General features: G+C 58.2%; 22 protein-coding genes. 11 read left to right on the top strand and 11 right to left on the bottom strand.

The features are described 5' to 3' along the window. Positions 1-75: 75 nt before the first annotated feature. The 5 genes from ABVF61_RS09340 to ABVF61_RS09320 all read right to left on the bottom strand — a co-directional run bounded on the left by ABVF61_RS09340 (position 76) and on the right by ABVF61_RS09320 (position 3,966). Complete coding sequence (locus ABVF61_RS09340; RefSeq protein ID WP_353993241.1) at positions 76-1,263, bottom strand: multidrug effflux MFS transporter; 1,188 nt, start codon at positions 1,261-1,263, stop codon at positions 76-78. A 236-nt stretch (positions 1,264-1,499) separates the two neighbouring features. Next, on the bottom strand, positions 1,500-1,976 hold the full coding sequence (locus ABVF61_RS09335) for a DUF6505 family protein (RefSeq protein WP_353993240.1): 477 nt from the start codon (positions 1,974-1,976) through the stop codon (positions 1,500-1,502). Positions 1,977-1,980: 4 nt separating this feature from the next. Further along, entirely contained in the window at positions 1,981-2,682 is a 702-nt protein-coding gene (locus ABVF61_RS09330; protein WP_353993239.1) for a biotin/lipoate--protein ligase family protein, read from the bottom strand. Beyond that, positions 2,679-3,764 (bottom strand): Mrp/NBP35 family ATP-binding protein, encoded by a 1,086-nt coding sequence (locus ABVF61_RS09325; protein ID WP_353993238.1) that lies wholly within the window; start codon positions 3,762-3,764, stop codon positions 2,679-2,681. The genes ABVF61_RS09330 and ABVF61_RS09325 overlap by 4 nt, the downstream gene beginning before the upstream one ends. Positions 3,765-3,777: 13 nt before the next feature. Beyond that, a complete protein-coding gene (locus ABVF61_RS09320; RefSeq protein WP_353993237.1) occupies positions 3,778-3,966 on the bottom strand; it encodes a DUF6494 family protein in 189 nt (62 codons plus the stop codon). A gap of 92 nt (positions 3,967-4,058) precedes the next feature. On the opposite strand from ABVF61_RS09320, the gene ABVF61_RS09315 reads away from it, so the two are divergent. Next, complete coding sequence (locus tag ABVF61_RS09315; protein ID WP_353993236.1) at positions 4,059-4,823, top strand: hypothetical protein; 765 nt, start codon at positions 4,059-4,061, stop codon at positions 4,821-4,823. Positions 4,824-4,839: 16 nt separating this feature from the next. On the opposite strand, the gene ABVF61_RS09310 is transcribed toward ABVF61_RS09315, so the two are convergent. After that, complete coding sequence (locus ABVF61_RS09310; RefSeq protein WP_353993235.1) at positions 4,840-6,807, bottom strand: 4Fe-4S binding protein; 1,968 nt, start codon at positions 6,805-6,807, stop codon at positions 4,840-4,842. A gap of 199 nt (positions 6,808-7,006) precedes the next feature. On the opposite strand from ABVF61_RS09310, the gene ABVF61_RS09305 reads away from it, so the two are divergent. From ABVF61_RS09305 to ABVF61_RS09260, 10 genes are all read left to right on the top strand, one after another. Then, on the top strand, positions 7,007-7,576 hold the full coding sequence (locus ABVF61_RS09305; RefSeq protein ID WP_353993234.1) for a DUF3305 domain-containing protein: 570 nt from the start codon (positions 7,007-7,009) through the stop codon (positions 7,574-7,576). Then, positions 7,573-8,253 (top strand): DUF3306 domain-containing protein, encoded by a 681-nt coding sequence (locus ABVF61_RS09300; RefSeq protein ID WP_353993233.1) that lies wholly within the window; start codon positions 7,573-7,575, stop codon positions 8,251-8,253. Before ABVF61_RS09305 ends, ABVF61_RS09300 begins: the two co-directional genes overlap by 4 nt. A 72-nt stretch (positions 8,254-8,325) precedes the next feature. After that, a complete protein-coding gene (locus ABVF61_RS09295; protein ID WP_353993232.1) occupies positions 8,326-8,934 on the top strand; it encodes a TorD/DmsD family molecular chaperone in 609 nt (202 codons plus the stop codon). Between the two features lie 58 nt (positions 8,935-8,992). Beyond that, positions 8,993-9,193 (top strand): twin-arginine translocation pathway signal protein, encoded by a 201-nt coding sequence (locus ABVF61_RS09290; protein ID WP_353993231.1) that lies wholly within the window; start codon positions 8,993-8,995, stop codon positions 9,191-9,193. A 108-nt stretch (positions 9,194-9,301) separates the two neighbouring features. Next, entirely contained in the window at positions 9,302-12,193 is a 2,892-nt protein-coding gene (locus tag ABVF61_RS09285) for a formate dehydrogenase subunit alpha (RefSeq protein WP_353993230.1), read from the top strand. 12 nt (positions 12,194-12,205) lie between these two features. Next, the gene (gene fdh3B / locus ABVF61_RS09280) at positions 12,206-12,802 is read left to right on the top strand and encodes a formate dehydrogenase FDH3 subunit beta (RefSeq protein ID WP_299483901.1); all 597 of its coding nucleotides are present in this window, start codon (positions 12,206-12,208) and stop codon (positions 12,800-12,802) included. A 144-nt stretch (positions 12,803-12,946) separates the two neighbouring features. Beyond that, a complete protein-coding gene (locus ABVF61_RS09275; protein WP_353993229.1) occupies positions 12,947-14,167 on the top strand; it encodes a formate dehydrogenase subunit gamma in 1,221 nt (406 codons plus the stop codon). A gap of 11 nt (positions 14,168-14,178) precedes the next feature. Next, on the top strand, positions 14,179-15,564 hold the full coding sequence (locus tag ABVF61_RS09270) for a c-type cytochrome (protein WP_353993228.1): 1,386 nt from the start codon (positions 14,179-14,181) through the stop codon (positions 15,562-15,564). After that, the gene (locus tag ABVF61_RS09265) at positions 15,561-15,689 is read left to right on the top strand and encodes a hypothetical protein (protein ID WP_353993227.1); all 129 of its coding nucleotides are present in this window, start codon (positions 15,561-15,563) and stop codon (positions 15,687-15,689) included. The genes ABVF61_RS09270 and ABVF61_RS09265 overlap by 4 nt, the downstream gene beginning before the upstream one ends. 111 nt (positions 15,690-15,800) lie before the next feature. Beyond that, positions 15,801-16,838 carry a phosphotransferase gene (locus tag ABVF61_RS09260; RefSeq protein WP_353993226.1) on the top strand — a complete coding sequence of 346 codons (1,038 nt, stop codon included), beginning with the start codon at positions 15,801-15,803 and terminating at the stop codon, positions 16,836-16,838. 75 nt (positions 16,839-16,913) lie between these two features. Here ABVF61_RS09260 and ABVF61_RS09255 read toward each other — a convergent pair whose 3' ends face one another. The 5 genes from ABVF61_RS09255 to ABVF61_RS09235 form a co-directional block, all read right to left on the bottom strand. Next, on the bottom strand, positions 16,914-17,474 hold the full coding sequence (locus ABVF61_RS09255) for a hypothetical protein (RefSeq protein ID WP_353993225.1): 561 nt from the start codon (positions 17,472-17,474) through the stop codon (positions 16,914-16,916). Between the two features lie 129 nt (positions 17,475-17,603). Next, the gene (locus ABVF61_RS09250) at positions 17,604-18,428 is read right to left on the bottom strand and encodes an ABC transporter substrate-binding protein (protein ID WP_353993694.1); all 825 of its coding nucleotides are present in this window, start codon (positions 18,426-18,428) and stop codon (positions 17,604-17,606) included. 14 nt (positions 18,429-18,442) lie between these two features. Beyond that, positions 18,443-19,255, bottom strand: a complete 813-nt coding sequence (locus tag ABVF61_RS09245) for an ATP-binding cassette domain-containing protein (RefSeq protein ID WP_353993224.1) — start codon at positions 19,253-19,255, stop codon at positions 18,443-18,445. Further along, on the bottom strand, positions 19,248-19,955 hold the full coding sequence (locus ABVF61_RS09240; protein WP_353993223.1) for an ABC transporter permease: 708 nt from the start codon (positions 19,953-19,955) through the stop codon (positions 19,248-19,250). Before ABVF61_RS09240 ends, ABVF61_RS09245 begins: the two co-directional genes overlap by 8 nt. A 334-nt stretch (positions 19,956-20,289) precedes the next feature. Next, positions 20,290-20,676 (bottom strand): carboxymuconolactone decarboxylase family protein, encoded by a 387-nt coding sequence (locus tag ABVF61_RS09235; protein WP_353993222.1) that lies wholly within the window; start codon positions 20,674-20,676, stop codon positions 20,290-20,292. Position 20,677 lies beyond the last annotated feature (1 nt).

Below are 20,677 nucleotides of genomic sequence, written 5' to 3'. Positions count from 1 at the left end.
CGCAGTTGAATGGTCGGGACATTATCGACAGTCAGCGGGCGAGGTTTTCAAAGCTAGTGGCAGAGCCGGAAGATCCTACCTGTCCGCTCCACTCCGTTCCAATACCAAAGCCCCAAGGGCAAAGACCAGACCGAGCACGGAACTCGCCAACATGAGCGCGAGGACCGTGATTGGCTGTTCTCCCGAACCCACGGCGAGCCCCGCCAGGCTCGTGAGTGCTGAACCACCCGCTAGCGTAAGAGCTCCAACGAGGCCCGCAGCGCTTCCGGCAAGATCGGGGCGAATGGACATCGCGCCGGAATTGCTTCCCGGGATCGTCAGACCGTTTCCAATGCCGACGAAGACCGTGCTTGCGAAAAAGACCATCGGAGACGCCGTACCGAAGAGGAAGGCGACCAAACCAATGGTGAGGCCGGTACAGGCCGTGATCCGTCCGACCAGCATCATCGCGGGCAGGGACAGTCTGGATGAATACCTGCCGGCCAGAAAACCGCCGGCAGAGAAGCCGACAGTGATGCTTCCGATCAGAAACCCGAGTTCGGCCGTCGTCACGCCAAAGGAGGTTGTGGCGACCAGTGGCGCACCGGCCAGAAAAATGTAGAAGGCGCCCACGGTGAACGTGGAGCAAAGGGCATAGGCCCAGAAACGCAAGTCGCTGACGAGGGCCAGGGTGGCAGCCGCCATGGACTGCTGATGCTCTTGACGGTCAGGCTTCGTTTCTCCCAGATCAACCCAGCAGAGTGCCAGGAGCAGGACCCCGCAAGTCGCGTAAAGATAGAAATTGGCACGCCAGCCGAAGGCCGTGTCCAGGAGCCCGCCGAAAACGGGGCCAAGCATCGGAGCGATGGCCATGCACATGCTGATATACCCGATAAGCCCCGCTGCCTTTTGAGGTTCGTGGGTGTCCCGAACGATTGCCAGCGACAACGTGTAACCTGCTGTAATGCCGCCCTGCAGCATCCGGAAAAAGAGAAAGACCCAGACATCTTCTGCCTGCGCACACACGAGCGAGGACACGCTGAAAATTGCAAGAGTTGCGAGGAGAACCGGGCGTCGGCCGTAGCGATCCGCAAGCGGCCCCGCGATCAGTTGGATCACCGCCGTCACAGCCAGATAGCCCGCAATGGCAACGCTCACGAGCGCGTAATTCGTTTCCAGGTCTTCGGCGATGTTTCCGAGCGACGGCAGGAACATGTTCAGCGACAGCGGTGAAAACGCAGTCAGCAGGATGATCGTGATGAGATGAGGCGGTGTGCGGGCCAAGGGTTTCTCGAAATGCCATGGGTCAAAAAAAGCCCCCGGTAAGAAGCCGGGGGCACATGGAAAACGGCAGGGGTCGCCGCTATCGTTCCACGCGCCTGTTTCTCACCACGATGTCGAATTTCATAGTCATGTTTCTAATCCTGCCCAAGACACTATTCAGGTGCGCAGGGCAACGCAAGCGCGGGTAACTTGCGCTCATGTTATCGGGTGTTTTGGCGCAATGGACGTGTTGCCATTCACTGCATGTCCCCATGCATTGCCACCAGATCCAATTCCGCCGCGGGAGATTCGATGGCGCTGTAGCTCTCCTTGACGCCTTCTTCAGAGAGTTCCCGGTGGACGGCGAGCAGCATGTTCTCATCGTGCTCGGAACAAAGGTCAGCCATATAGCGGAGTTCGTCTTCGGCGACGCCGCGCGCCGCGTCCACGGAGGGAGCGCCGTAAACATCCACGAAATGCTGCGCAAGCCGGTCGACAAGGCTGGAGAATTCGGATTCCTCGATCGGTGTGATGGCAACGAAGGTCACCCGGCCAAAGGTTTCCAGACCCAGCCAACCATTTGCAAAGGCCTGGCGCGCTTTGCCGACAAGGTCGGCCTCCGTCCAATCGGAGAATTCAAATCCGCCTGACAGGCACCATTCGCCTGTGCGCGCGGGAGAAAAATAGACATTGCGATCGCTGTCATCCATGTGGATCGCACGGGCAAGTTTCATGAGTTCAAGTCTCCAATCGGCTCGACAGCGGGATCAGGTTCGTCTCTTCCCCGGTTCTGAGCAGCATCCCGAAATTCTCATCCACACCGACAAATGTTCCAGACCGTCCGTCGATTTCAACCGGTTCGCCGAGTTTGGGCACAAGACCGCGCCAGTCGGCATGGACAGGGCGCAGGCCTTCATCCAGCCACCTGTTGATCCAGTAAAGACTGTGACGCACCCAGGCCTCCAGAAAGTTCTCGGACGTGATTTCCGCACAGCCTTCTTCGGAAAGATAGGTGATATTGGCGTCGACGCCCGGATTTTCCTGTGAACTCGTCATGTTGAGTTCAAGGCCAAGCACGAGCCAGTCCGGGATTTCGTCCGGGTTGGAAGTGGATGCCTTCATGCGCATCCGCCCGCACACCGCGCCGTTGACCAGGATCGTCCCGTCCCATTCCAGATGAACCGCAACCTCGGGTGGGGCGAGCGCTCCAAGGGCTGCCTGAAAACCAAGCGCGCAGACCGGCAGCGTTGCGACAGCCTCTTCGAGACGGACCTCAGGAGCGAAGATGAGGCTGGCCTTCAAAGTGTCGCCTTTTGAATTGTAGACCACCGTTCCCGCGTCAGTGCCGGCAAGAGCAAGCGCTAGAGCGCGCTCGAACGGATCGGCAGCGCCGGAAAGCGCCTCTCCCTGAAACATCGGCGGGAACTGCAAATCGCTCACGCATGTCCCTCCGCAACGAGTGTTTTCGCCAGTTTTCCGAAAACCTTTGCTTCAGGTGCGTCCGGTGTTTCCACGGCAATCGGCGTGCCGCCATCTCCGGCAAGGCGGATGTTCAGGTGCAGCGGCACTTCCGCAAGCAGCGGGACACCGAGTTTTTCGGCTTCAGCACCGACGCCGCCATGGCCGAAAACATGTTCCTCGTGACCGCACTTGGAGCAGATATGCGTCGACATGTTCTCGATCATGCCGATGATGGGGACCTGCATCTGCTGGAACATGTCGATGCCCTTGCGCGCGTCGAGCAGCGCAACGTCCTGGGGCGTTGAGACGATAATTGCACCGTCGACGATGAATTTCTGTGAAAGGGTCATCTGAACGTCGCCGGTGCCGGGCGGCAGGTCGACAATCAGAACATCGAGCGCCCCCCATTGCACCTGACCCATCATCTGCTGCAGAGCGCCCATCAGCATCGGTCCGCGCCAGACAACAGCCTTGTCGCCGGTGGTCATCAACCCGATGGAAATCATGGTGACGCCATGGTTGCGCAGCGGCAGAATCATCTGCCCGTCGGGGGAGGTCGGCCGGCCGGAGATGCCAAGCATTTTCGGCTGCGAGGGGCCATAAACGTCCGCATCCAGCAATCCGACCCTTCGGCCTTCAGCGGCAAGGGCACATGCCAGGTTGGCGGCAACCGTCGACTTGCCAACACCGCCCTTTCCGGAGGCAACAGCGATGATCCGGTCAATACCGGGGACCTTCTGCGGGCCGGAACTGCCAGGAGGTGCCGGGCGGGGCCTGATCGGGGTCGGTTCGCTCGGCTTTACCGGTTCAGCGGCTTTTTCGGAATGCGCCGTCAGGATGATCTGCACTGTCCCGGCACCATCGAGCTGTGACAGGGACGATTCGGCCTCATCTTTAAGAGCTTCCATGTCGCTCATGCGGCTTGCGTCGATCTCCATCACGAAGCGAATGTTTCCGTCGCCAATCTGGAGAGCGCGGACCATGCCTGAGGAAACAATATCCTCGCCGGTCGTTGGATCCTTGACGGATTTCAGTTTGTTGAGAACAGTTTCGCGCGTCACGGACACGTCCGGATTACCCCTCGATCTCGCCGTTCACTTCATGCTCCAGGCCGATTTCTTCAATCGTGACCACAGCCTTGACCTTATATTTTTTGCCCTCCGAAGGCCCTGCGTTTCGGACCGCTTCCTCAATCGCCTGCTGGGACGTGACACCAACCTGTTTCAGAAATTTTCGCATGGACATATTGAATTCGTCACTCATCTTAACCTCCCTCTGAGCATTGTGTGAATTGACGGCACGAGGATTTCGCCCCTAACCTAACGTGTTTTGTCAGCATCGTGAGGGAGGAGCGCGTGTGCTGCCGTATTATGTTTGCAGTCCTGTTTGGACTGTTTCTTGTCGCAGGGCCGGGCGCGACGGGCGAGGCACTTGCCAAGACGTTTCGTTTGAGCGCGCCGGACGATCTTGTTGCGTCCGGGTTCTTGAAACATCTGTTGCCACGGTTTTCGCTGAAGACCGGCATCCGGATTGAAATCGTTCCGGAAACCGCTGCGGCTGAGGCTGCTTTTTCGGCGTTGCAGACCAAAACCCCCGTGTTTTCGGGCGCCGGCAAGGACTGGTTCTTTGCAGTGTCGGATGCAGGAAACGAGCATGTTGCACGTTTTGAGGACTGGCTGACAGGCGATGTCGGCAGAAAGACAATCGCCTCGTTCAAGCCGGACAACGGCGAAGTTTTCGTTGCAGCTACCGCAAAACCGAAAGAAGTGGTTTCTGAGGCGATTTCCGGAGACGTTGTCTCGGGCGAGAAGTTGGCCGTTGTCCACTGCGGACGCTGCCACATGGTCAATGAGGCCACCCGGCTGACAACGATCGGCTCTTCACCGTCCTTTGCCGTAATGCGCAGTTTTTCCGACTGGCGGGCACGTTTCGAAGCGTTCTTCGCGCTCAATCCGCACCCGTCCTTCACACAGGTCGAAGGCGTGACAGAGCCGTTCCATATCAGTCGGCCGTCACCGATCACCCCGTTGGAAATCACGCTGGACGAGCTTGATGCCATTCTGGCGTTCGTCTCGCGCATTCCGCCGGCTGATCTCGGCGCACCGATCCAGTACCAGTGATGATGTGGCGCGATGTTCAATGGTCGCGCCGCTTGCTGATGTAGTCGTCGGTGGTGCGTACGGCGGGCCGCTCGCCCATGGCGAAAGGATTGTTCTCAGAGTGGTAGACCGCGTTGACGCGGCAATCGTCACACATCTGGATAAGCTTGGCCGCCTTGTTGTCCTGGAACATGCCGTGCTTTCCGGCCAGCTTTTCGGTCATCCGTTCGACCATCGAGCGCACGCCGAACGGTTTGCCACATTCAATGCATTTGAACGGTTCTTCTTCTTTCAGAACCTTCGGCGTGAGCGCATCGTCCGACAGGTTTAGGCGTGGTTCGAGCGTGAGCGCACTTTCAGGGCAGATGGTCGTGCAGATACCGCATTGGAGACAGGCGTCTTCCTGGAACCGCAATTGCGGCATATCAGGGTTTTCTTTCAAGGCACCTGACGGGCAAAGGGAGACACAAGAGAGGCAGAGGGTGCAGCTGTCCAGGTTTAGACTGACGGCACCATAGGGGGCACCTGCAGGCAACGGGACCGGCTCGGCAGCATCGTTCAGCGCCTTTGCGGCCAGGCGCGTGATCTGTCTGCGGGAACCAAGCGGAAGGATGGGTTGCACGGTGAGGCCTGTCTGGGTTTCAACCGCAAGAAGCTCGTCGAGCTGATCGGGATCGACAGGCTCGATCAGCCTGACGAGGTCATCGCCAGCAATTGCGTTTGCAAGGTCTGTCTGAAAAGGGAGGCCGTCCCGTTCTGTCTCAGGTGCAAGAAGAACCGTTACGGACTGGAACCCGCTCGCCAGCGCCGCGAGCATTTCCGCGTGCCCGAAACCTGCAAGCGCAGTTACTTCCATGGGTATGACATCCAAAGGAAGGCCCTTGCCGTAGCGGGCGCTCAGGCGGATGAGGTCAAGCCCGTGCTTTGCGTCATGAACCAGCAAATGCGGCGGAGCGGCACTGAGTTTGCGCCAGGTTGCGCCGAGGGTCTGAAGCCTTTTGAAGACGTGTTCCGGTGGCGGCGCGTCATAGGTGATCGCGCCAGAGGGACAGACGGATGCGCAGCTACCGCATCCGGCACAGATCATCGCGTCAACAGCAACATGGTCACCGGCCGGGGTAATCGCGCCGGTCGGGCACAGGTCCAGGCAGCGCGTGCAGCCGGTTTTCTGCGCCCTTGAATGAGCGCACAGCCCTTCGTTCTGTTTAACGTAGATCGGCTTTTCGAACGTGCCGGTAAGCTGTGACGCCTCCAGCAGGGTTTTCGTGCGGGCCTCCATGTTTCCCGGATCGGCACGCAAATAACCCTCCCTCTTTTCGGGAGCCGGAAAGAGCGGTTGGGATGCGCGCCGGAAATCGATGAGGATGTCGCATTCGGTCCGGCCGCCGTTGCGCGGTTCAGTCCAATTGAACGCGCCCCGGCCACCTGGAATACGCTCCTGGAGGGCATCGAACGCTACCTTGAACTGGCCAAGCGAACCCGTCGCCGACTTCATGCGTCCACGCACGATGTCATAGCGGCGATAGTCCGAAACCGGCAATTCCGCTTCAGGCGCCAAGAGGACGGTTACGCTCAGCATGTCGCACAGATGCTCTGCGGCCGCGATCGCGTCTCCTGTTTCACCAATGATTATGCAGGTGCCCTCCGAGACCACATCGACAACCTTTTCGCCCGGTGCCGGAAGGAGCGCTTCCGCGATGAGAGCGGCCATTTTGGGCGAGGTTGATCCCGATCCCTCTGTCCAGCCGGCACGATCACGAAGGTCTATGAAGGCCGGATCTTCGGCATCCAGGTCTGCCGCTATTTCCTGAAAGAAGCTTCGTTCCTGCGTACAGGCGATCAGGACATTGCCCGCCTGAAGCGCTTCTTCTGCAATTGTCGCTTCCGCTCTGCAGAGTTCGGTGTGGACCCTCGAGCAGGAAATACCCGTCACATCTTGCAGTTGCTGCGAATCGATTGCCTGGCTTTTGCGGCAATCGCAAAGCAGAAGCTTGGTGTCTGTCATTCTAAGCGCGTCCTCTCCCTGAACAACGCGCTCCAGTATTCGCTCCAGATTCGCGCGTTCCAAGATCACATAACAAGGGCGTATGACGCACAAGGTCAAGTTCGACTTCCGCGGGGCTTGAATTTTGTCCGCGTTGCTACAGCATGTAGGCTGTAGCAAAAGAATACTTCATAAGGCGCGGGTGGGAGGATGGTCCGCAGTGGCAAGCGAAAGAATGCGGGCGATCCCCGTCGGTGTCGTGGTGAGAAGATTGCCTGGTGTTACGCGCTGGCAAAAATGGAGCTGGCGGCCGGTCTCTCTTCTCCCAGGAGCAAAGGACGCCGATTGGACCGTGCTGCGTGAAGAAGGCGAGGCCGTTGAATATCATGCAGCGACCTTGAACCTTGAACTTCATCGCACCGATACCGAAGCCTACCTGACAGCGCTCTCCGACAAGGTGCCGTCCATTTATGTCGTCATGCGTCCTTCTGAAGAGGTCGGACGGGATGTGCCGATGGATGTGCTTCTATTGACGGCGTCTGCCTATGAGGGGCAGGACTATGCCGATACGAGCGACGTTATGGTTGAAAAGGTTCCCATGCCGCCGGGCCTCATCGCCTGGATACGGGAGTTTGTAGAGCAGCATCACGAGGATGAAATCTTCATCAAGCGCAAGAGGGACAAGAAGCGGATCGACCTCAAGGAAGATGGCATTGGCGATGCCCGCATCCGGCAGGTCAGCGACGTCTATCGGGCGCCGGGACGAAAACCCAAGGATACGCTGCAATGAGCGGGGCAGACGGCGAAGGCACAGATTTCTGGTCGAGGCGCAAGGCCGCCGTTCGCAAGGCAGAAGAAGCAGAGCAGGCAGAAAAGGAAGCTGTTGCTGCGGCTGAAGAGCGCGCGGGGCTGGAGGAGAAAACCGATCAGGAAATCCTCGAAGAACTTGAATTGCCCGATCCCGATACACTGACAAAGGATGATGACTTTTCCGGGTTTTTGTCGGCGACCGTGCCCGAACGAATCAGGCGACGAGCGCTGCGCCGGCTCTGGGGCATGAATCCGGTTCTCGCGAATGTCGACGGGTTGGTCGACTACGGTGAGGATTACACCGATGCCGCGATGGTCATCGATAATCTGCAAACGGTCTACAAAATCGGCAAAGGCATGCTTGAGCAGTTTGCTGACGAAGAGGCGGAAGTCGTCGAAAAGGCTGAATTGAGCGAAGAAATTGTTCGCGGATCTGTTGTCGAAGAAACAATAGTCGAGAATTCGGAAGAATATATTGCGCCGCACAATGAATATGTTGAAAGTGAATCGGCATCTGTTCAATTGACGCAAGCTGATGAAGTCGTGCAATCTAATGAAAAGCACGAAAACCCATCGGAATCACAAGAAGCCAACCCTGACAAAGTTGACCCTAATCTTCAGGTTACAAGACGACGCTTGCGTTTTGATTATTCGTAGTACTAAAGTCGTCTATGTAAGATGAAGAAAAATAACGAGACTGGAACCGCGCTTGAGGGAGGAACATCGCGGATGTCCGCTGTGGTGACGGAATATGTGATCGACCCGGAGGATCGGGCTCGATCGGAACTCTATGATTTTCTAGGTCTTCTGCTGGTAAAGCCAGCCGATGCCGCGCTACTCAAGCAGGTTTCGGATCTCAAGGGAGACGAGACGTCGCTCGGTCGTGCGCTCGGCCTAATCTCCAAAGTCGCTTCCGTAACATCTTCAGAAACAGCGGAGCGTGAGTTCAACGCGCTGTTCGTCGGTCTCGGGCGCGGCGAGCTTCTTCCCTACGCAAGTCACTATCTTACCGGGTTTCTTAATGAAAAGCCGCTCGCAAACCTGCGCAGCGAAATGGCGAAGCGGGGCATTGGCCGCGCGGACGGCCAGAAAGAGCCGGAAGATAATATCGCGTCGCTCATGGAAATGATGGCCGGCCTAATCGTTGGCCGGTTCGGCACCGTGACATCGGTTGCCGAACAAAAACAGTTCTTCCAGGCTCACATCGAGCCGTGGGCGATACACTTTTTCTCTGATCTCGAAGCTTCCAAGAGCTCCGTGTTTTACGGGGCTGTTGGCGCATTAGGGCGGCAATTCATGGAGATCGAGGCCGAAGCTTTCGGCATGCTGCCCAACTAGGTTCACGTTGGCAATTTAGGCGGCTGCCAGCCGCTGCAAGGAGAGGAGGATTGCAACGATGAAAAAACCCGATCAAACGGTGCCCGAGAGAGGGTCCGGCCGACGGGATTTCCTGAAGCTGGCTGCTCTATCAGCCCCGGTCGCCGTGGCTGCTACTGCGGTATCCGGAACAGTGCAGGCTGCGGAAGTCGATCCGGCATCCGACAAGATGCAGGACACCGCGCACACGCGCGCCTACTTCGACAGCGCCCGGTTCTAACCCCGGACCCTGTTTCACACCCGGCCGATGGTTGCGTGACGCCCGATGGCCGGTTCGCTGAAATCCAACCCAGCCGTATCGATGAAGATACAAGCAAGGTAGGGCAATATGCTTAGGAAAAAGACCAATGGGGTTGCGCGACGCCCCCAGGGTGCAAGTATCCTTAGAGACGCTGCACACAAATCGGTAGACCGCCGGACATTCCTGAAGGGATCCGGTGTCGCTGCTGGCGGCCTGGCTGCAATTACCGCGACGGGCGGTACCGTGACCAAAGCACAGGCGCAATCGGCGGATGACGCCGTTAATCTGGTGAAATCGGTCTGCACGCACTGTTCAGTCGGCTGTACCGTTGTCGCCGAAGTGAAGAACGGCGTTTGGACCGGCCAGGAGCCGGGATGGGACAGCCCCTTCAACCTGGGTGCTCATTGCGCCAAGGGCGCTGCGGTCCGCGAACACGCACATGGTGAGCGCCGACTGAAATACCCTATGAAAAAAGAGGGTGGCGAGTGGAAACGGATCAGCTGGGACGAGGCGATCAACGAGATCGGCGACCAGATGATGCAGATCCGCGAAGAAAGCGGACCCGACAGCGTGTACTGGCTCGGTTCGGCCAAGCACAACAACGAGCAGGCCTATCTGTTCCGGAAATTCGCAGCCTATTGGGGAACGAACAACGTCGACCACCAGGCGCGTATTTGCCACTCAACGACTGTCGCAGGTGTTGCGAATACATGGGGCTACGGCGCCATGACCAACAGCTACAACGACATCCATAACTCCAAGGCGATCTTTATCATCGGCGGCAACCCTGCCGAAGCGCACCCGGTTTCGCTGCTGCATTTGCTGCGTGCGAAAGAGCAGAACAATGCGCCGGTGATCGTCTGTGACCCGCGGTTTACCCGCACGGCGGCCCATGCCGACGAATTTGTGCGTTTCCGTCCGGGGACGGACGTAGCGCTCGTCTGGGGCATTCTCTGGCACATCTTCGACAACGGCTGGGAGGACAAGGAGTTCATCCGCACCCGTGTCTGGGGTATGGACCAGATCCGCGAAGAAGTTGCCAAATGGACGCCGGACGAAGTCGAACGCGTGACAGGTACGCCTGAAAGCCAGCTGAAGCGGGTAGCGCGGACGCTTGCCAACAACCGACCTGGAACCGTGATTTGGTGCATGGGCGGAACCCAGCACACGAACGGCAACAACAACACCCGCGCATACTGCGTGCTGCAGCTTGCCCTTGGAAACATGGGTACGTCAGGTGGCGGCACCAACATCTTCCGTGGCCATGACAACGTTCAGGGCGCAACGGACCTTGGTGTTCTCAGCCACACCCTGCCGGGTTACTACGGCCTGAGCGCAGGCGCATGGGGCCATTGGTCACGCGTGTGGGGTGAAGACCTCGACTGGCTCAAGGGGCAGTTCGCGACGGAGAAAGGTTCTGACGGCAAGGACAAGAACCTGATGAACCTGACCGGCATCCCGGTCAGCCGCTGGATCGACGGCGTTCTTGAAGATCCGGCGAACACAGACCAGCCGAACTCAGTTCGCGCAATGGTTCTGTGGGGCCACGCGCCCAACTCGCAGACCCGTATGACGGAAATGAAAACCGCGATGGAAAAACTGGATACGCTGGTCGTGATCGACCCCTATCCGACGGTTTCCGCCGTGCTTCATGACCGCACTGACGGTGTCTACCTCCTGCCGGCCTGTACGCAGTTCGAGACCCGTGGTTCCGTGACCGCATCGAACCGCTCGCTGCAGTGGCGCGACAAGGTTGTCGAACCGCTGTTTGAAAGCCTTCCGGACGAAGTGATCATGGCGAAATTCGCCAACAAGTTCGGCTGGGGCGACAGGCTGTTCCGCAACATCGACATGGACGATCCGGAAACCCCGAATGTTGAAAGCATCACGCGCGAATTCAACAGCGGTCTCTGGACGATCGGCTACACCGGACAGTCTCCGGAGCGGATCAAGTCGCACATGGCGAACCAGCATACGTTCGACCGAACGACGCTGCAGGCGATCGGCGGACCGAACGACGGGGAATACTACGGTATGCCCTGGCCATGCTGGGGCACTGCTGACATGAAGCACCCGGGTACACCCAACCTTTACGATATGTCCAAGCCAGTCGCCGAAGGCGGTCTTTGCTTCCGGGCTCGGTTCGGTGTCGAACGCGACGGGGACAACCTTCTCGCCGACGGTGTGTCGAATCCGGGATCAGAGATTCAGGACGGCTATCCTGAATTCACCATGCAGATGCTGATGGATCTCGGCTGGGATGGTGATCTCACGGACGAAGAACGTGCCTCTATTGAAGCCGTTGCCGGACCGAAGACCAACTGGAAGACCGACCTTTCCGGCGGTATCCAGAGGGTTGCGATCAAACATGGTTGCGCTCCGTTCGGTAACGCGAAGGCACGGGCTGTCGTCTGGACGTTCCCGGATCCGGTTCCGCTTCACCGCGAGCCGCTCTACACCAACCGCCGGGATCTGGTGGCAGACTATCCGACCTATGAGGATCGGAAGTTCTATCGCCTGCCCACCCTTTATGCGTCTATCCAGAAGCAGGACTTCTCGAAGGATTATCCAATCATCCTGACGTCCGGCCGACTGGTGGAATATGAAGGTGGTGGTGACGAGACCCGTTCCAACCCCTGGCTTGCCGAACTTCAGCAGGACATGTTCGTCGAGATCAATCCGAGGGATGCCAACAACCTTGGCGTGCGTGATGGAGCGCAGGTCTGGGTCGAAGGTCCTGAAGGTGGCAAAGTCAAGGTCATGGCAATGGTGACCGAACGTGTCGGCGAAGGCGTTGCCTTCATGCCGTTCCACTTCGGTGGTCACTATCAGGGAGAGGATCTCAGATCCAAGTATCCAAAAGGTGCTGATCCCTATGTCCTCGGCGAGAGCTGTAATACCGCTCAGACCTACGGCTACGACTCAGTGACCCAGATGCAGGAGACCAAAGCGACTCTCTGCAAGATCTCGGCCGCGTAAGGAGGACACGCAATGGCTGCAAGAGCAAAATTCCTTTGTGACGCTGAGCGATGCATTGAGTGCAATGCCTGCGTGACGGCTTGCAAAAACGAAAACGAAGTGCCGTGGGGGATCAATCGACGCCGCGTCGTGACCATCAATGATGGCCGGCCGGGCGAACGGTCGATCTCCGTGGCCTGCATGCATTGTTCGGACGCACCCTGCATGGCGGTGTGCCCGGTCGATTGCTTCTACCAGAACGAAGAAGGTGTGGTTCTTCACTCGAAGGACCTGTGCATTGGCTGCGGCTACTGCTTCTATGCCTGTCCGTTCGGCGCACCTCAGTTCCCGCAGGCCGGGAACTTCGGGTCACGCGGAAAGATGGACAAGTGCACCTTCTGTGCGGGTGGCCCGGAAGAAAACAATTCCACGGCCGAACGTGCGAAGTATGGAGCCAACCGTATCGCAGAGGGCAAGCTGCCCCTGTGCGCGGAGATGTGTTCAACCAAGGCCCTGCTTGCGGGTGATGGCGACGTCGTGTCGGCTATCTACCGTGAGCGCGTGGTTGCCCGCGGCTTCGGCTCCGGCGCCTGGGGCTGGGGCTCCGCATACGGCCAACGGGGCGGTTAAACCGGACCAGGTCCGGCGGTGTTGGAGGGGCTCCGCCGCCGGACCGACCGGTCGCAACCCTTTACAAATTAAGCGGGGCGGCAAACATGCCGCCCTGTTCGTCTCCGCATATCGAGACCGTGTTGAATAAATGAGGATCCGGCAATGAAACGCTTGGCTTTGGCTGTTGTTGTCCTTCTGGCATTTTTGTCTCAGGGACTGGCGCAAGACCAGACACCGGGGCCGCAACAGGCAGATCGCGCAGCCACTGGCGGTGCGCAGACGCTGGAAGACATCATGAAGCGCCAGCGCGGCGAGAAGGTCGACAACGACTTTCGCAGCAGCGCAACCGGCGATCCGAATTCTGCGGCCGGAATGTCGTCGCAGCTCGGGACCCTTGGCGGCGTGTCGGACCCCGAACTCTGGCGCGCGCTCCGGTTCGGCTCAGCGGACATAACGGTTTCCTCCGGCGGCAAGGAAGCGACTGTTCTCATGCAGGATGGCGGGATGCGCTGGCTGGAGCTCCGCAACGGTCCATTGAAGATTTACGGCGCTTACCTTCTTGCCGGAACGCTTGTCTTCCTGGTCCTGTTCTATCTGCTTCGCGGACGGATCCGCATTGATGGCGAGAAAACAGGACGCACCATCACGCGCTTCAAGATGATCGAAAGGTTCGGGCACTGGCTGCTTGCAGGGAGTTTCATCCTGCTTGCGGTAACAGGGCTTGTCGTCCTTTTCGGCCGCATAGCGATCATCCCGCTGCTCGGAAAGGACGCCTATGCGCCGATTGCGCTGGCATCAAAGTGGGTGCACAACAATGTCTCCTGGGCCTTCATGCTGGCCCTTGTGATGATTTTCGTCATGTGGGTCGTGCACAACATTCCGAACAAGACGGACCTGAAGTGGATTGCCGTTGGCGGCGGGCTGCTCAAGAAAGGCGTGCATCCGCCGGCGAAGAAATTCAACTTCGGTCAGAAGATGATTTTCTGGGGGGTGATCGTCCTCGGGGCTTCGATCTCAGCGTCTGGTATTTCCCTGCTGTTCCCGTTCGAGTTCCCGATGTTCGCGGTCACCTTCGAGAAGCTGAACGCGCTCGGTCTGCCTCAATTGGTCGGGCTTGGCACGTTGCCGACAGAACTCGCACCGCATGAGGAAATGCAGTACGCGCAGCTCTGGCACACCATTGTCGCCTTTGTGATGATCGCGATGATCCTGGCGCACATCTACATCGGCTCGGTCGGTATGGAGGGGGCCTATGATGCTATGGGATCCGGCGAAGTTGAGCTGCAATGGGCTCGCGAACACCATGGTCTGTGGGTGAAGGAAGTCGAGGAAGCTGAGCGCAAGTCTGAAGCGCCGGACAAGAACACGGTTCCGGCCGAATAGGCCTGCTTCCGATGACAGCGGCGTGCGTTCGAGATAGTGCATTTGGACGGCTGCGTGGCGTTGTGCGTGCCGCCGCACATGCCTCTTTGTTCTGCGCTGTCGTTCTCGCAAGCACATCGTCCTACGCGGCCGAGTTCCAAACCCTGAAGGGCCATGGCGGGCCTGTTATGGATATCACCGTTTCGCCGGAAAGCGGGCAAGTCGCAACGGCGAGTTTCGACAATGCTGTCGGCATCTGGTCGGCGCGAAAACCAAGCTGGCTGGATGGTCACGAGGCAGCCGTCAAGGTGGTCCGGTTCGTCGATGAAAATCATGTCGTTTCTGCCGGTGATGACAACGATCTTATCGTCTGGAACCTGGTTGAGGGCTCCAACACGAAGCTTGAAGGTCACACTGCAAAGGTCATGGGACTGGCCGTCTCACCGGACGGAAAAACGATTGCGAGCGCGAGCTGGGACGCGCGGATCGGGCTCTGGCCGGTTGATGGCGGTGAACCGGTGTTCCTGAGCGGCCACAATGCCGGTGTGAACCAGGTTGCTTTTTCCGCAGACGGCGCGTGGCTTTACTCCGCGTCGGTCGATGGTTCCATCAAGCTTTGGGATCTGGCGCAACAGGCGGAAAAACGGGTCATCGAGCGCAACGGATTCGGGATCAACGTCATGGTGCTCGGCGGTGCCAACAGCAACGAAACCTGGGTGGCCTATGGGTCGCAGGACGGGGTTACACGCATCGTCGATATCGAAACCGGCGACCGGCTGCATGACTTTACGCTGGAGCGGCGTCCGATCCTGGCCATGGCCTTGAGCTCGGATGGCAAGCGTTTGGCGACCGGCGATGGCCATGGATACATAACAGTTTTCGACACGCAGTCGTGGTCGATTGAATCCGATTTCAAGGCTGCACTGAAGGGGCCTATCTGGGCGTTGGCTTTTTCTCAAGACGGTGAAGTGCTGCATGCCGGGGGGATCGAGAACATCGTTTATTCCTGGCCCGTGGCCGAGCTCGGCGCGTTCGACCCGATGGCAAAGGAGACGCCTCAATTCCTGCGCCGGCCGGAAGACATGTCGAACGGCGAGCGGCAGTTTGCGCGCAAATGCTCCATTTGCCACGCTCTGAGCGAAGGCAGTGCCCGCAAGGCGGGACCGACGCTTCATGCGGTGTTTGGCCGCCGCGCGGGAACGCTGCCGGACTATCCCTATTCGGAAACCCTGACCGGATCTGATATCATCTGGACCGAAGAGACGATCAATCAGCTCTTTCTTGATGGCCCGGACCACTTTATTCCAGGATCAAAGATGCCGATGCAGGTGATCGCAAAGCCTGAAGACCGGAGCGATCTGGTTGATTATCTCAAGTCGGCAACCGCCGGAAACAACAAGGATGGAGAGACGCAATGAGAGCGATGTTGGCGGCCTTTGCAGCCATTGTGGTTATCGCGATCGGAGCCAGTGAAATGCTGCAGCGCGCCGGTTTTTCGAGCGCGGAACAAGCCAGCAGTTCGTCGGTGAGGCTCGGTGAATAGAGTGCCGGGTTCTGCGGAACGTTGACTGCCGGCACGATCGTCGAGAAGCCTGTCAGACCCTTGCCTGGCCTGGCTCGCTGAAGATTTTCAATATCTTTCTGGATTGGTCCCGTGTCCGTTTCCATTCCAAGCTCTCTTCTCGACATTGACGCCAGTTGGCTGTCTGAGGTGCTTTCAGAGCATGGTCGCCGGGGTCCGGTGCAGGTCAAAGAGCTTTCGGTCACCAACTCTACAAAATGGAATGTCGCGGATACCGCTTTCCTGGAAGTTGAATTCGTTGACCAGCGGATTGGTTTGCCTGCCAGGTTCTTCCTGAAGATCAGGCAAGATCCTGATCCGCTTGCTGACATTTTTCCGGGCGAACAGGCGTTTTATGTCAGCGTGGGCGCAACGGGTCTGCCGTTGGCGGACTGTTTTGTTTCGCTCGTCGATCCGGCCAGCGGTGCCACCTGCATCATTCTGGAAGATCTTTCGACGACATTTGTTGCAACACCGTGGCCCATGCCGCCAACACTTCCCCACTGTCATATGGCGGTGCGCTCGCTCGCCGCGTTGCATGCACATTGGGTTCAGTCTGCCACCGACGATCTCAACAAACGTGAGCGCATCCTGGACCAACATGTTTCTGAAATGCTGCCGGGGTTTTTAGAGAAGCTCGGCGATCGGCTGCCGGTGGATCGCGCCGCGCTTTTGGAACGGGTTTGTGAGCGCATTCCGGCGCTAAAGGCAGATCGCTATAGAGGTATTGGCCCGGTCACCCGGATTCATGGCGACGCACACTTCTGGAACGTTTTGTACCCAAGGGACGGGAAACGGGGCGATGCCATCCTGATCGACTGGGAAGACTGGCGGATTGATTTTGCCGGTATGGATCTCGCCCTGATGATGGCCATGCACTGGTATCCGCACCGGCGCGCCCTTCATGAAGTCAATCTGCTGAAGAGCTACCTGGAAGCCTATAACGCGCATGCAACAGTGGCCATGTCATGGGAAGATTTTTGGCATGATTATCGGCTTGGCCATGTGTGCAATGCTGTCGTTCCGGTGTTTCAGCACAGTGCTGACAAAACACACGCCAGCTGGTGGTCGCATCTGGAACGGTGGTTTCTCGCTTTTGAGGACCTGAATTGCCGCGAATTGCTCGAGTAATCGGTGCAGGCGCTTGTCGATTGAACTCCAAAGCGCAATCGCGCGTGTTCGCGACAACGGAAAATCAAAGATGTGTCACATCATGGCGCCGAGAGACTTCTCGGTGAATACTCGTATGTAGTCCCCCGGCGACGAGCCTGCCCAGAAGACCCACAGTCGATTTGGGCTCTGGCTGTCGACCCAGACCCTGTCGCCCGGTTCCAGACCACGCAGTTCGGTGCTGATGTAGTTCACGTCATTGTTCGCGAGAAAATCGGTGGCCGCCATTGTGTCCTGGAAAGCGGCGATCCCCAGGATGGGGGCGTCGAAGTCGACGTAGCCGTAGTGCACCCCGGCAAAACTGTCGAAAAAAACGTAGTGGCTCGCGATTGTTTCGCCTTGCCGAATGACGCCGTTGTCGCCACCGAAATCGACACGGATCGGCTCACTCAACAGAATGTTCTGATCTTCATCAAACGCATAAAGGTTGTCGGTGTTGAAGTTATCGGCCCCGACACTGAACGGAGTGCTTGTGTCCAGTAGAACGAATTTTCCGTTGCCGCGCTGATCGATTATTTCACCACCGAGAACAACAGCCCAGGATGGAGACGTCAGTCCTGTTGCCAGACCCAAAAGGAGTACCAACCGCTTCAGCATTTCGTGTCCCCCGTCAATCGGAAAACACGATGGCGTATTTCATCGTCAGCTCAAAATCACACGCTCATAACAGTCGCGTGTTTGAAGCTCTTTCATATGCAGACGAAACGGCGCGGCTGCAAGAAAGGGTCAGCTGGATCCGTCATTCGCGTTGGGGAAGAACAGCTGCTGACCGTCGACCGTGAAGTTTGAGATCGACCGCTGTCCCTCTTTCGACAAGAGCCAATCGATAAAGGTCTGGCCCATCTCGGCTTTGACGTGCGGATGGACTTGAGGGTTCACAAGGATCACCCCGTATTGATTGAACAGTCGCGGGTCACCTTCCACAACGATCTCGTGGTTGCCCTTGTTGCCGAAGGCGATCCAGGTCGCGCGGTCGGTCAAAATGTAAGCGTCCATACCGGTGCCGGTGTTCAGGGTCGCGCCCATCCCGGACCCGGTTTCCCGGTACCAGCCACCTGATGCGGCTGCGGCATCGATGCCGGCTGCGTTCCACAATCTGAGCTCGGCCTTGTGGGTGCCACTGTCATCGCCGCGGGACGCAAACGGGGTTTCAGAAGCAGCTATTTTCTGCAATGCGTCGACAACGTTGTTCGATCCGGAAACTCCGGCTGGGTCTGCTGCCGGTCCGACAATGACGAAGTCGTTGTACATCAAGTCTGCGCGCGCGACACCCAGGCCGTCGGCGACGAATTTTTCCTCCGATGGTCTGGAATGCACGAGAAGAACATCGCCGTCGCCATTGGTCGCGTTGCGGATCGCCTGTCCGGTGCCGACGGCGACGACTCGGACTTCTATGCCGGTCTTTTCCTGAAACGCCGGCAGGAGATGCTCGAACAGACCCGAGTTCTGCGTCGATGTTGTTGACTGGACAATGATGAAGCTGTCTTCCGCACTTGCCGCGACTGACGACAAAAGTCCGATCATCGCAGCGGCAACCAGCGTAAAGCGCATTTTCCTGATCACGATTAACTCCAGTCAGAATCTGTAAGGGGCCGAATTTGCGGTCTGAGATAAAGGCGGCCATCGCGCCAGGCGCGTGCCGGTTCACTGCGCGGTGCATTGAGAACCTGACTGACGGGTCCTGCTTCCGCAACGCGGCCGTCCTGAAGAAAAATGACGTCTTCTCCAAGCCGTTTCGCCTGGCCGACATCGTGCGTCACGAGCACGATCGTGATGCCCTTTTCGTTTGCTTCCATCACGAGCCTTTCGATCGCCGCAGTAGAAGCCGGATCAAGGTTTGCGGTCGGTTCGTCGAGGAAGAGAAGGTCCGGCTCACAGGCGAGCGCACGAACCACAGCGAGGCGCTGTTGTTCGCCGCCAGAGAGCACGCGTGCCGGGCGCCGGGCAAGATGACCCAGTCCGGCAGAAGCCAGAGCCGTTTTGATCTTCTGCGCGCGCTTGGGTCCGCGAAGACCGCGAACCGAAAGCGCGAACTTGAGATTGGCTAGAACGGAGCGGCGCAACAGGACAGGACGCTGAAACACCATCGCCTGGGATTTCATTGCCTGCTTCGTCAGAGGTTGTCCTTCCCAGAGGACTTCTCCCCTGTCGGGCCGGATCAAACCGTGCATCAGGCGCAACAACAGGCTCTTGCCAGCCCCATTGGGTCCCATGATGAGAGTGCGCGCGCCGCGCCGAATGGTGATGTCGATCCCGTCAATCAGCTGTTGGCCGCCCGCCCTGAATGCGATCCCCTTTGCTTCAAGGATCGGGTTTCCGTCCTGCGGCTGAAAGCGGACCGATGGCGCTGACGGCATGTCGAAGGCAGCATCACGCATAGGCGGCCCTCACGGCAGAGGCTCTGATGGCCATGACGCAGGCGTTGACGGCAAACGCAATCAGCAAAAGGATGACCCCGAGAGCAAGCGCGAGCTGAAGATTTCCCTTGGAGGTCTCAAGCGCAATGGTCGTCGTCATGACCCGTGTTACATGATTGATGTTCCCGCCCACGATCAGGACAGCACCGACTTCAGCGACCGCACGGCCGAAGCCTGCGAGCGCGACCGTCAACAGGCTGTAGCGGGCATCCCAAAGAAGGGAGAACAGGCGGTCGAAAGCCCCAACCCCGAGCGACGCGAACTGTTCGGCATATTCGCGGTCGAGATCTTCAACGACCTGACGTGTCAGGGCCGCGACGATGGGCGTAACGATAATCATCTGGGCAATGATCATGGCTGTTGGCGTATACAGCAGGCGGAGCGGACCCAGCGGGCCGGAGGCGGACAGCATGAGATAAACGACGAGGCCAACCACAACCGGCGGCAGACCCATGAGCGCGTTCAGTATGACGGCAATCAGAGAGCGCCCCGGGAAGCGGAATGTGCCCACAGCAGCTCCGAGCGGCAATCCTATCATGCAAGCGAAAAACACCGCCGTCAGGGTTACCTTCATGGACAGCCCGATGATTTCCATGAGATCCGGATCCAGTGCAAAGACGAGCGCGAACGCTCCACCCAGCACGCCCCAGAAACTGTCCATTCCTGTCATTCCTCCCGGCACTTTCGGAAAAAATAACGTAAAATGCATAAAAAACCAACTAAAGAACGTATGCTGTGGGAGAAAAATGAGTGTTCTGATTGACGCGATCAAAAAGATCTGCCGAGTCGCAGGTGTAGTGCGGGTCACCGCGTAGCGCCCGCTCTGTCTTAACGCTGCAGGTAAGGTAAAGAAATGGGTCCCGGATCAGGTCCAGGACCGCAAGCCGCCCATTTCAAAGCCAAGTCGTTTTTCAATGTTTGGCGGCGTCTTTGCCAGTCTCTCGCAGATTGAGGTTCTTCGCGAGACACCGGCCTCCGCGGGGTCGCAACCTTGGCTAGCCCTGGGTCTGGGGATGCTCCTCAAGCACCTTTCTGGCGACCCGGAAGCACTCAAGCGACTGTGGAACGCCGCAATAAATTCCGACCACGTGAATGATCGCGCGGATTTCGTCCTTGGTGACCCCGTTGTTGATCGCACCTCTGCAATGAATCTCCCACTCGGTCATCTTGCCAAGCGCGCCGATCATCGCAAGGTTCATCATGGATCTCGTTTTTGGGTCGATGACATCGTCACCCCAACCGAACCCCCAGCACCAGGCAGTCATCGCCTCCTGAAAGGGGCGGGTAAAGTCGTCTGCCTTCGCCAGGTTGTTCTCAACATATTCTGCGCCGAGCGTTGCCTTGCGTTGTTCCAGTCCCTTTTCGAACAGATCCTGATCCATT

Source organism: Roseibium sp. HPY-6, from assembly GCF_040530035.1.
GTDB lineage: Bacteria > Pseudomonadota > Alphaproteobacteria > Rhizobiales > Stappiaceae > Roseibium.
The sequence above is the reverse complement of the archived record's forward strand: the minus strand, read 5'-3'. Positions and strand labels throughout refer to the sequence as shown.